7 protein-coding genes and 1 pseudogene are annotated in these 12,980 nt (G+C 55.0%); all 8 read left to right on the forward strand.

Annotated features, from left to right (window positions below; genetic code table 11):
- The first annotated feature begins 66 nt into the window (after positions 1–66).
- A complete protein-coding gene (locus ACYQ6M_RS29370) occupies positions 67–2,085 on the forward strand; it encodes a type I restriction-modification system subunit M (protein ID WP_460077402.1) in 2,019 nt (672 codons plus the stop codon).
- The gene (locus ACYQ6M_RS29375) at positions 2,082–3,998 is read left to right on the forward strand and encodes a restriction endonuclease subunit S (protein WP_460077404.1); all 1,917 of its coding nucleotides are present in this window, start codon (positions 2,082–2,084) and stop codon (positions 3,996–3,998) included. The genes ACYQ6M_RS29370 and ACYQ6M_RS29375 overlap by 4 nt, the downstream gene beginning before the upstream one ends.
- Positions 3,913–7,005, forward strand: a complete 3,093-nt coding sequence (locus ACYQ6M_RS29380; protein ID WP_460077406.1) for a type I restriction endonuclease subunit R — start codon at positions 3,913–3,915, stop codon at positions 7,003–7,005. Before ACYQ6M_RS29375 ends, ACYQ6M_RS29380 begins: the two co-directional genes overlap by 86 nt.
- 4 nt (positions 7,006–7,009) lie before the next feature.
- Positions 7,010–8,824 carry an ATP-dependent nuclease gene (locus ACYQ6M_RS29385; RefSeq protein ID WP_460077408.1) on the forward strand — a complete coding sequence of 605 codons (1,815 nt, stop codon included), beginning with the start codon at positions 7,010–7,012 and terminating at the stop codon, positions 8,822–8,824.
- Positions 8,821–10,599 carry a UvrD-helicase domain-containing protein gene (locus ACYQ6M_RS29390; RefSeq protein ID WP_460077410.1) on the forward strand — a complete coding sequence of 593 codons (1,779 nt, stop codon included), beginning with the start codon at positions 8,821–8,823 and terminating at the stop codon, positions 10,597–10,599. The genes ACYQ6M_RS29385 and ACYQ6M_RS29390 overlap by 4 nt, the downstream gene beginning before the upstream one ends.
- Before the next feature lie 742 nt (positions 10,600–11,341).
- A complete protein-coding gene (locus tag ACYQ6M_RS29395; RefSeq protein WP_460077412.1) occupies positions 11,342–11,920 on the forward strand; it encodes a ComF family protein in 579 nt (192 codons plus the stop codon).
- A 3-nt stretch (positions 11,921–11,923) separates the two neighbouring features.
- Positions 11,924–12,481 (forward strand): hypothetical protein, encoded by a 558-nt coding sequence (locus ACYQ6M_RS29400; protein ID WP_460077414.1) that lies wholly within the window; start codon positions 11,924–11,926, stop codon positions 12,479–12,481.
- A gap of 140 nt (positions 12,482–12,621) precedes the next feature.
- A pseudogene (locus ACYQ6M_RS29405) lies at positions 12,622–12,852 on the forward strand (helix-turn-helix domain-containing protein); the annotation flags it as partial.
- Positions 12,853–12,980 lie beyond the last annotated feature (128 nt).

The following is a 12,980-nucleotide window of genomic DNA, read 5'->3' on the forward strand; positions in this document are numbered from 1 at the left end:
AATCGCAGAAGCGCCGAGCCCGTGTTAGGCCTGTGCCAGGCGATTGACGGATTTGGGGAGCAGTAAGTGGCAAAAGCCGATATTCAGAATCTTGGATCATTTGTCTGGTCTATCGCGGAAATTCTTCGTGGTGACTTCAAGCAATCCGAATACGGCAAGGTCATCCTGCCCTTCGTGGTGCTGCGGCGGCTGGATTGCATCCTGGAGGCGTCGAAGGACGCCGTGCTGGAGGCAGAGAAAACGCTGCCGGACGGTGTCGATGATGCCACCCGCGATATGATCCTGTTCGGCGCCGTCGGTGGGAACGTGAAGGTCTACAACCGGTCCCGCTTCACCTTCGACAAGCTGCGCGGACAAGACCCGCGCCAGCTGCACGACAATCTTGTCGATTACATCACCAGATTTTCCGGCAATGTCCGCGATATCTTCCTCGACAAGTTCCTGTTCACCGACCAGCTCAAACGCCTGAAAGACGGCGGCATCCTCTGGAATGTGTTCGAGCGCTTCTGTGAGATCGACCTGCATCCCGACAGCATTTCCAACCTCGAAATGGGCTACCTCTTCGAGGAGCTGATCCGCCGTTTCTCGGAAATCTCCAACGAAACGGCAGGGGAGCATTTCACGCCGCGCGAGGTGATCCGCCTGATCGTCGATCTGCTCATTGCCAATGACGATGCCAAGCTGACCGGGCGCGGGATCATCCGGCAGGTTTACGACCCCGCCTGCGGCACCGGCGGCATGCTGGCGCTGACCGAAGAGGCACTGACGGATTTCAACCCCTCAATCCGCGTCGAGCTGTTCGGCCAGGAACTGAACGGCGAATCCTTCGGCATCTGCAAATCCGACATGCTGGTGACAGGCCACGATCCCGAGCAGATCGCTTTCGGCAATACGCTCACCCAGGACGCCCATACCGACAAGAAGTTTCACTATATGCTGTCCAATCCGCCCTATGGCGTGGACTGGAAGAAGTATCAGGAGCCGATTAAGGCTGAGGCCGAGAACTTGGGCTTCGATGGCCGCTTCGGCGCAGGCACGCCCCGGATTTCCGATGGGCAGCTCCTGTTCTTACAGCACATGATTTCCAAGATGCGCGATGACGAAACCGGCTCGCGCATCGGTATCGTGATGAACGGTTCACCTCTGTTCACCGGCGGGGCCGGATCGGGCGAGAGCGAAATTCGCCGCTGGATGCTGGAAAATGATCTGGTCGAGGCCATCGTCGCCCTGCCGACCGATCTTTTCTACAACACCAGTATCCAGACCTATGTCTGGCTGCTGACGAACCGCAAGCCCGAGAGCAGGCAGGGCAAGGTGCAGCTTATTGACGCCAGCGGCGAGCGTTTCTGGAAGTCCATGCGCAAGTCTCTCGGCTCCAAGCGCCGGGAAATCCCCGAAGAGGCCCGCGCCGATATCGTGCGGATTTATGAGGGCTTCCTGAACGGCGGCAGTGGCGAGTCAGACGTGTCGAAAATCTTCAACGCCGCCGATTTCGGCTACCGGGAAATCCGGGTCGAGCGTCCGCTGAAGCTGAACTTTCAGGTCAGCGAGGAACGGCTTGCCCGTCTGGCAGACCAGAAACCCTATGCGCGGCAGGAACAGGCCGACCAGGCAGCCATCGAGGCCGCGCTTCAGACCATCGGCGGCCAGCTCTTCAGCAACCGGGACGCTTTCGAGAAAGCGCTGTCCAAGGCGCTTAAGGTCGCAGGCATCAAGATCGGTACCCCGATCAAGAAGGCGATCCTGACCGCGCTGTCCGAATGCGATGACGAGGCCGATATCTGCACGGACAAAAACTGCAATCCCGAACCCGACACCGATCTGCGCGACCATGAACTTGTGCCGCTGACCGAGGATTGGCGCGACTACATGAAGCGCGAAGTCCTGCCCTTCGTGCCCGATGCCTGGGTAGATGAAAGCTACACCGACGCCACCGACAAGCAGGTCGGCCGCGTCGGCTACGAGATCAATTTCAACCGCTACTTCTACAAATACGTTCCGCCGCGCCCCCTGGAAGAAATCGACGCGGAACTGAAGGCCCTCGAAGCCGAGATCGCAGGGCTTCTGAAGGAGGTGGCAGCGTGAAGCTCAAACATGCTTGCTCACTTTATGGTGACTACGGTCTAAATATTTCTGCCGACGAATACGTCGATGACGGAATACCACTGATCCGAACGTCGGATTTCGACGACTTGGGCCGCTTGCACCTCTCCGATCCCAAGCTTGTAGACGAAACGACTGCTTCCAAAAAGCTATTACGGCGCGGAGACATTTTGTTTTCACGAGCTGGCACAATCGGTCGCTGCACAACGTTTGACCGCAATGAACCAGCGACTTTTGCGGCTTATCTTGTTCGATTCAGGCCTATTTCATCAAAGGTTGAACCACGGTTCATAGGATGGTGGGCTCAAAGTGAGCAATATTGGGATCAGGTACGCGTAGATACCATTGAGAGTACAATTGGAAATTTTAATGCAACCAAGTTAGGGAACTTGAGCCTCCCGAAAATTGACGTTCGAACCCAAAAGACCATTGCGAAATTTCTTGACCACGAGACCGCCCGCATCGACGAATTGATCGAGAAGAAGCAGCGGTTGGTGGAGGTGCTACCGGAAAAAGAGAAAGGCGAGATTTCCCGTCTCGTTCTTCGCGGCGCAAACCCATCCGCACCACTTCGGGACACCGGAATATTCTGGCGCGGGGATGTGCCAGAGCACTGGACTGAAAGTCGCCTAAAAGCACACTTTCGCATCCAGAAGCGTCAGGGGTTCGATGACCTCACAGTGTTGTCTGTCTACCGAGAGTATGGCGTAATCGAAAAATCCTCGCGCGATGACAACATCAATAAGACGCCGGAGGACTTGTCCAAGTATCAATTGGTTGAACCGGGTGATCTAGTCATAAATAAAATGAAGTCATGGCAAGGTTCGCTGGGCGTCTCCACCTTCAAGGGTATCACGAGTCCCGACTATGTGGTGATGACGCCCTTTGGCGATCATCACCCTCAGTACATGCATCACTTGCTACGCGCGGTTCCGATGCCGACCGTCTACCACCTGATTTCAAATGGCATTCGGATCGATCAATGGCGCATGGAACCTGATCGTTTCCTCTCCCTGCCTGTCTTCTTGCCGCCAATGGGCGAGCAAAAGCAGATCGCGCAGAGGGTTGAGGAAGAACTTGAGCGCCTTCGAAACGTCGCACATGCGATCAATAAGTCCATAAGCCGTCTGCGTGAATACCGCGCTGCGCTCATCACCGCCGCAGTCACCGGCCAGATCGACGTGACCACATGGGGCAAGCAGGGGCAGACCGATCACGCTCTTGAGCGGATAGAAGCGGATTTGAACCCGGCTGCCAATGAACGTGCCCCAATCTCAAGAAATCGGAGCCAGGCGCGCCGCTTGGTAGCTGCCGAAATTGTCTATTCGCATAGGAATATCGCCCGCTTTGGCCGTATCAAGTTGCACAAGATTATGTATCTCGCCGAAACGCATGCGAACCTGAATGAGATCGAGGGTTGCTATCGTCGGCATGCGGCAGGTCCTTATGACGAAGCCATGATACAGGATGTTGAGACCGGCCTACGGCAGGACCAATTCTACGATGCCGTAGAAGATACCTCCAGCGATCACGGTCAAATTGTCTTTGAACCGCTTAAGAATGTGGGACAGCATCGCCCCGAGCTCGAAAAGGTTGTTGGTGATCGGTTGACGGAATTTCGACGTCTCATTGGTCTGCTGGCCGATTTCAGCACCGAAGACACGGAAGCCATCGTTACGCTTTATGCAGTCTGGAATGACGCGTTGCTGGATGGCGAAACGCCAGATGATGCTCGTATTATTCGCGGTTTTCGGCAGGAATGGCATGATGCGAAACTGAGGTTCACGGAAGAAAAACTGCGCATCTGGCTTGGCTGGATGCGGCGGAACGATCTCGTTCCGCGCGGCGCGGGGCCACATACCATTTCCACGCACCAACCACGTTTATTTGATTGAGAATTACATTATGCCGGTTACTGCCCACTCCATCCACAAAGAAAAAATCCTTCAAGAGCATCTTATCGCCGAGCTTGTTGCGGGTGAGGGGTATGAGCGCCGCAATGCCAAAACGAATTATGACCGCGCGCTTGCGATGGACCGGGCGCTTGTCCTGCGCTTTGTTCAGAACACGCAGCCCGAGGCGTGGGAAAAGCTGACGCAGCACTACACAGCATCGGCGGAGGAGGTGTTCTTCAAGCAGTTGGAGAAGGCGCTCAAGGATCGCGGCGTCCTCGATGTCCTGCGCAAGGGCATCAAGACCGTTCCCGGCATCGCCTTGTCGCTCTGTTATTTCCGCCCTGCCAGCGCACTGGAACCAAAGCGTATCGCCGAATACCAGGCCAACATCCTCTCAGTGATGGATGAGGTCGAATACAGCCAAAAGCACGGTGGCCGCCTGGACGTGGTGCTGTTTGTGAACGGGCTACCGGTCGTGACCGTCGAGGCGAAGAACATCCTGACGGGATCGACCTTTCGCAACGCCGAAAAGCAATATCGCGATAACCGTTCCCCCGCAGGCGAGCCGCTTCTGACGTTCAAGCGCGGGGCGCTTGTCCATTTTGCGCTTGATGAGGACAACGCCTCGATGACGACGCGCTTGCAGAACGGCAAGACGCGCTTTCTGCCGTTCAATCGCGGGCGTGACGGCGGCGCGGGGAACCCCGATATCTCCACAGATCAGGGGAGCGAACACCGCATCGCCTATCTCTATAAGTCCGGCGCGTGGGGCGAAGCCATCTTTTCGCGTGCCGTGCTGCTCGATGTCATCGGGCAGTTCATGCATCTGGAGGCGAACGGGAAGAACGAAGTGATGATCTTCCCGCGATTCCAGCAGCTCGATGCCGTCCGCAAGATTATGGCGCATGCCAGGGCAAACGGCGCGGGCAATAATTACCTGATACAGCACTCTGCCGGATCGGGGAAATCGAACACTATCGGCTGGCTGGCGCACCACGCCATCAATCTTCACGACCAAAACGATGCGCAGGTCTTCCACACGGCGATTATCGTGACCGACCGTGTTGTGCTTGACCGGCAGCTTCAGGGCACGGTTTCGCAGTTTGAGCAGACGGCCGGCGTTGTGAAGAGGATCGACGGCACGTCGCGTCAGCTGAAAGACGCCATTGCCAAAGGCGCGCGGATTATCGTCACGACCATCCAGAAATTTTCCACCGATCACCTGCGGGAGCTGTCAGGGCAGGGCAACCGGACCTTTGCCCTCATCGTGGACGAGGCGCATTCCAGCCAGTCCGGCAAGAGCGCCCAGGCAATGACCGACGCGCTGACGCGCGAGGCCACATCGAGCGATGACATCGAAGACCTGATCGCCGAATATCAAAAGGCGCGCGGCCCGCAGGCCAATATCAGCTTCTTTGCGTTTACGGCCACGCCGCGCAACGTCACCCTGGAACGGTTTGGCGTGCAGGGCGAGGATGGTCTGCCGCACCCGTTCCACCTGTATTCCATGCGACAGGCCATCGAGGAGGGATTCATCCTCGACGTGCTGCAAAACTACATGACCTACAAGGCTTACTACCAGCTCGAAAAGGCCATTGAAGACGACCCCGAGCTGAGCGGCCGAAAGGGGCAGCGCAAGGTTGCGCGCTATGCCAGCCTTCACCCCACGGCCATTGGCCAGAAGGTCGAGATCATTGTCGAGCATTTCCGCCGCCACGTCATGCACGAGCTGAACGGCCAGGCAAAGGCGATGATCGTGACACAAAGCCGCGAACATGCCCTGAAATATTATCAGGGCGTGAAAAGCTACATCAAAGCCGAAGCCTATGCCGATCTGAAGGCACTGGTGGCGTTTTCAGGCGAACTCGACGTCGATGGGACAAAGACGACCGAAGCCGATCTGAACGGCTTTTCGGAAACCGAGCTTCCCGGTCGCTTCGACGGGTTCAAACCCGACGGCACGCCTTACCCCGACACCTATCACATTCTCATTGTTGCGGAAAAATACCAGACGGGATTCGACCAACCGAAGCTTTGCGCCATGTATGTTGACCGCAAGCTATCGGGGCTTCAGGCGGTCCAGACACTTTCCCGCCTGAACAGGACGCGGGCAGGCAAAGACCGGACCTTCATCCTCGATTTCCAGAACACCATCGAGGACATCCAGACCGCTTTCCGTCCCTACTATGAGGCGACGGCGGTCGAAGCTATGTCCGACCCCAATCAGGTGTATGATCTGGAAGGCCGTCTGTTCAAGTTCGGCTATCTCGATACGGATGAGATCGAGCGCTTTGCCCAAACCTATTTCAAAGGGCCGCTTGGCACATCCGACAGACCGCGCCTTGAAGGACTCGTCCGCCAGGCCGTCGCCCGCTTTGAGGCTGACGACGATGAGGGGCGGCAGGAGGAATTCCGCCAGCTCTTGAGAAGCTTCAACCGTTTCTACGCCTTCATCGCACAGGTGATCCGCCTTGAAGACACGAGCCTTGAAAAGCTCTCTGCCTATGGTGGCTGGTTATCCCGTTTGCTGCCGAACCGTGATGTCCCGCCCGAAATCGAGATCACCGAAGAAATGCTGCGCCTTCAGGCGTTCAAGGTCGAAAAGAAAGAAGACGACAGCGCTTCTCTTGCCCCCGGTGACACCGAGGCGCTGGCCGCCATCAGCGAGTTCGGCGCCAAACCCTATACCGACGATGAAAAGAAAGAGCTGTCCGAGATCGTGCAGGCGTTCAACGACCGTCACGGCACACAGTTCTCCGAAGCTGACATGATCCGGTTTGAGCAGGTGAACCGCGAGATCATGGATGAAGACCTCTCGGAAATGATGCGGAATAACCCGCCGGATGTGGTCTATTCGGCATTCGCGCAGGCATTCTTCCAGGGCGCCATCCGTATGTTCCAGCGGGACAACGAAATGCGCAACATTGTCTTGTCCGACCCGGAAGCACGCGACAAGGCCACACGTCACTTTTTTAATCGGGCGTTGAGAGAAGCTAGGGGGGCTTAGACCGATGCAGATTAGCCGTGTCGTCATCAGGAATTTTCGGTCGTTTGAGCACCTTGATGTCCCGATTACGGCAGGTACGACCTGTGTTATCGGCGAAAACAATGCCGGGAAGACAAACCTCCTGCACGCAATCCGGCTCTGCGTTGATGCGGGGCTATCGTCCACGTACAGGACTCTTGCGCCCAATGATATCCATTCAACCGTGGATATTGCCGACCCAAGCCAAGTCCTGATCGGGCTTGAGATTACCGATTTTGCCGGAAAGACCAACGAAGAAGCGCTTGTTGGAGCATGGCAACACCGCCCTGGCGTTGCGCGCCTGATTTACCGTTACCGGCCAAAGCTCAGCGTCCGAGAAGACCTTGATACCGGAGAAATCGAAGCGGGCGATCTTACTGCGGAAGACTATCATTGGGAGATCAACGGCGGCGGCGATCCTGCCCGTGATCTTGCCGATATCGAATGGAATGAGGACGTGGGAACGTCCATTCGTTTTGGCGATCTGCAATCATTCATGGTCGTTTGTCTGCCCGCGTTGCGCGACGTCGAAAGTGATTTGCGGCAGTATCGTGGTTCGCCGCTTGCGCGGTTGATTGAAGCGATGGAGATCGATGATGCCGAAAGGGAGCGTTTGCTCGATGCCCTGCGCACGGCAAACGCGGAGATTGCGGCGGCTGATACTATCGACGAGATTGCCACCGCCATCGATTCTTCATTAAAGGAGGTGACAGGCCCGGCCTTTAGCATGGATGTGGGGCTTGGACTGGCTGAGCCGTCGTTTCAGGCCATTATCCGCGCCTTGCGGATATTGCTGACGAATGCCGCCATGACGGATTTTGATCCCTCGTCCAATGGGCTGGGGCTGAACAATATATTGTACGTTTCGATTCTTATAGAGTATTTCCGCAAACGCATCGACCAGGCGAAATCAGCTGGGCAGATCATTCTGTTCGAGGAACCGGAAGCCCACCTGCACCCGCAGCTACAGCTCACGTTGTACAAGGCACTTAGCGCGCTACCGTTTCAGTCAATCCTTACGACCCACAGCACGCACATTACCGCCAATGCGCCCCTAGCGTCCTATATCGTCCTCTCGCAAACCGGCGGTCCGGCCATTGCGTCTTCAATACCGGCAGAGGATGCAGGTCTTGGGGAAGGTGAAGTTGACGATTTGGAGCGGTATCTGGATGCCACGCGTTCCAACCTTCTATACGCTCGGAAGGTCATGCTCGTCGAAGGCCCCGCAGAATTGTTCCTCATTCCCGAGCTCCTGAAACACGTAAATGGCATCGATCTGGAGCGGGAGGGCGTATCGGTCATTCCGATCTATGGTGTTCATTTTGATGTTTATGCGAAGCTGTTTTCGGAACATTCACTTCCAAAGAGGTGCGCCATCGTAACAGATGGCGACCAAAAGCCGAGCGATGCAGACGTTGAGTTGGAAGGTGAGGACGATCTGCCGGAACCGCCTGATCTCGAAGCACTCGAAAACGACTTTGTAAAAGTCTTTGCCTGCAAAACTACGTTCGAGCGGGCGCTTGTTTTTGAGGAAACGCTGGAGATGTTCGCGCGGGCTGCTGACGACATTGGCGCACCGCGCGTTGCGGCCAGGCTCAGGAAAGGTCTGGACGATCTCGGCGACGAGACTCTCGATAACCAGGAGAGGTTAGCAATCCTGAAACCGTTGCGCACTGCCGTCCTCAATACCGCGAAGCGGTTCGGTAAGGCGCGCTTTGCGCAGATCGCTGCACGGCATGCGGATCAGGCATCAACGATTCCGAAATATCTGGGTGACGCTGCGCGGTGGCTGCTTGAATGAGATTGACCGACGAACAGCGTGCCGCCGTCCGGTGCGGAGACAACCTGATGCTGACCGCTTGTCCGGGAAGCGGAAAGACGCGCGTGATTATTTCGAAGCTTTCGCGTGTCGTTGAAGAGGTTCGGGACACGGCGCGCGCTGTGGCGTGCATCACATACACGAACACCGCCGTACATGAAATCGAAGCGCGGCTCCGTCATCATATCCAGCCCGGTGATGACGCCCACTACGATATTTGCACGATCCATTCATTCTGCCTAAACCACATATTCCGGCCCTATTGCCACCTGGTCGAGGGGTACGAACAGGGCTTCAAAGTCCTGACGCCCGACAGTGAGGATTTCGAGCGCCATGTTCGCGCGGCCTGCGAAGAATTTAACCGCTATAACTTGACGTTCAGGGACTTTGATGACTTTACGCGTCTGCGGGTCAGCACCGAAGGCGAGCCGATCGGAGATGCCCTCGAACGTGGGACCCTTACGTACGAGATGTCGCAAACATACTGGTCGCGTATCCGCCGGGCGGGCTTTGTTGATTTTGCCAATATCATCTACCACTCATACCGGCTTCTTCGCGAGCACCCTGAAATTCTCAGTTACGTTTCCGCCAAGTTCGCTTGGATACTGGTCGATGAGTTTCAGGACACAACAGATTTACAGGTTGAGATTTTGAAACTTGTCGCGGATGCGGGGCGAACGCGTTTTCTACTCGTTGGCGATCCGCATCAATCGATCTTTCGGTTTGCCGGTGCACGTCCTGACCTGGCGGATCATTTTGCAGAGCATATCGGCGCACGGACCGATTTGCAGCTTTCCGGCAATTTCCGATGCAGCACACCCATCGTTGACCACGCCAATATCCTGTTTCCTCGGATACCGCCTATGACTGCAACCGGCGATGCACGGCACTACATCGAAGAACCGGAATGGCAGAACGGTGCTTCCCCATTCGAGGTGATTACCGACAACTTCCTGCCAGTGCTTGAAGGACTGGATATCCCGGTCGGTAAGGCTGCGATTCTTGCACCGACATGGTTTTCGCTTTTTCCGCTGGGCAGGCAGCTTCGGGAATATGGAGTGAGCATCGTCGGACCTGGTGCGCGGCCATATCGCCGAAATCGCATGTTCGCGCCATTGGCCGAGCAGGTCTGTGCATACCTGATGGAGCCTAACCCGGAATCTATAGCCGGAATTGAACGAACGCTGTTCAGTACAGTCCTCGATGCCACGGGCCGGGCGAACTTCCGTGTATTCTCATATGAAGGCCGGACGGTCTTGTTTCAGCTTCTCGACATTGCACGGGCGCTGCACCAAACGCACATGGGCGGGATTGCGTGGCTGGAAGCCGCTGCTGACGCCTTTGCTGATGCGCTCATTGAAACCGAATTTTTGAGTCCTGCCGAACGCAACCTGTTCACAATGTCCGTTGAAGACATGAAAGCGGACATGACCAACAACCGCGTCGATCTCGAAAATCTTGCTATCGATGACCTGGGTATCTATGCCAGCCCCGATGCCGCCCTCAAACTCTCGACCTTGCACAATGCCAAAGGCCGCGAGTACAACGCCGTCGCGATGATCGACCTGCACGAGGGCAGAATTCCATTTTATCAGGCTCAAACAGAAGAGGAGATCGAAGAAGCCAAACGGCTCTTTTATGTCGGCGTCACGCGGGCTGAGAGGCTCTTGATGTATATCACCGACCGCTCTGACTATCGTAATGTTCCCACCCGTTTTCTACAGGCTGGAAGCGGTGTCGGGGTTATAGTCGCCTGATCGCATTGTCCGCTGTGCCGGCTCGAGGCTCATTCGAACGGAGTCAGGGCTGGCAATGATGAGATCGAGGATCTCGTTTTGGGAGAAAGCCGTGCTAGCGGCAGGGACATCCGTGACGACAGCGATAATCCGATGGCGGCCCGGAAAAACTTGTGCCAGCGCATCCAGATGAGAAAGCCTGTCGAAGCATAGAGCGTATTCCGCTACTCTTTCGGTACTCTTGTCGCCGTGTCGCGCTCGAACGGGGCCAGTGCGACCAACTTGGGGTCAGAACAAGATTTGTTCGAAATCTTGCGCTAAGAGCAAACGAAAAGAGAACAACGCATCTACGGCATGCTATAACCGAAGGCGAGCAGCCTAGGTGGCAATTCAGACTCTCGCGAAATTTTCTCGTTGCGCGCCGCGAAAATTTATACCTCAGATTCGTGAGACGATGAAGGCATCAGCATTCTTGTGATCATTGAGCCGTCGCTGTCTTCGAACGTCACGAGACTTTCTGAATATAGAGACAGGGGTGACGTTCGGGCGATGGCGTTTGCAGAGCCCTTGAAGTGCCGCAAAGTAACTTCACTGTTACCGATTCGCCGACCGACAGATTATCGGAAGTAATGCGAGCGACGCATCAACTGCTGTTTAAGTTGGGAAAGCAATTGTTGATGGATGGAAAGGCCAAATCTACCGTTAGAAATATATCCATGATTGAATTATTCAAAATGTCTAGGAGGTTTGTTTGAAGGTGCACGTGAGAGCGATTTCCGGGAATTGGACCGAAGGGTACGCACTCGACAAGCATACTGTGAAAAGTGTATTTGTTGGCTACAACGCTTATGGACATCCTACGTTTGATACTGAGCGAACTGAAGTTGGAGAGGCAGTCCATCAACTCAAATACAGGCACGATTTTGATCAGGTGAAGCCTCTTGCAAAAGCACTGGTAAGGCACATCGTACCTAGGTTCGACAAAATCGGGTTGGTTATTCCGGCTCCCGCGTCAACAGTCCGATCCCGCCAACCGGTTGACGAGTTAGCTACAGAGGTTGCCCGTCGCATTGATGTGCCACTGTTTGACAACATTGTCGTGAAGTCGGCAGTTGCTGCTAACACTGGATCTTTAAAAAACCTCAATACGAAAGATGAAAAGGAAAAAGCGCTGGCAGGCCGATTTGTGCTGCAGCAAACGATTCAAAATTCAGGTTACTGGAATGCTTTGGTTATTGATGATCTTCATCATACCGGTGCGACACTAGAGGCTGTTTGTAGGACCCTTTCAGGCTATAGTAAAATCAACAATGTGTATGTCGCGGTCTTAACTTGGAGATAGCAGATGACCACGGTGTTTATTGCCGGATCAATTAAGATTAAGCATCTCGATCGCCTATTTGTTGAGCGGATTGAGAACATTGTGCAGAAAGAATTTGACGTAGTTGTCGGGGACGCAAATGGCGCCGACGCCTCGATTCAGAAAGAGCTAATGCGGCTTAAGGCGACGAATGTTACTGTGTTCTGCAGTGGTGATAAGCCACGCAACAATTTAGGCAATTGGAACGTCGAGCGCGTCACTTCGACTGCTGAGCCAGGTACAAGGGAATTCTTTACAGCTAAAGATGTGAAAATGGCGTCCAGTGCTGAGATTGGTCTAATGCTCTGGGATGCGGCTAGCACGGGCACACTCAGCAACGTTTTTGAACTTCTGTCCAAAAATAAAACATGTGTGGTTTTTGTGAACCGCGAAAAAAAGTTTCTGAATGTTCGGGAGCCGGAAGACATGCATGAGTTGGTTTCTGTCATGACTGACGGAGCTCGACGAGTTGCAGATAGAAAGATTGGACTTAGCGAAAAGCTTTACACTCTATCAAGTGAACAATTCAGCATGGTTCTTTAGCACCTGACAATTCGGAATTTGACCGTCTGGTCGAAATTGTTCCATAATTACTATTATGCGTTATGTTATATCATTACGGATGCATTCTATCCCGAACTGCAACAAAGGCGCTAAGCTGCCTGCCTTTCGGGAGCGATGTTTTGAGCCGAACTTTTGCCCATTTGAGTTTTGAAGAACGCAGAACGATTTCCCGCATGCGGGATCAGAAATTCAGCCAGTCAGAGATAGCAAGATGTCTGGGCCGCGACCGTGGAACGATCTCCCGGGAGATCAGGCGAAATTACTGGCATGACTGTGAGTTCCCCGATGCAGATGGCTACTGGGCGATGACCGCCAACGACATGGCGCACGACCGGCGTTGGCGGATCGGCAACCCAGGCGACCTTGACAGACCGTTCCCTCGTTCCGGAGATCACCGCTTGCAATATCGGCGCTGGCGGAAGCTCCGTGCGCCGCGCTATAGCGTTAGCGCAAGCGGGCGAATGGAGCCCGGGTCCTG

Source organism: Roseibium sp. ROS1 (genome assembly GCF_054658215.1).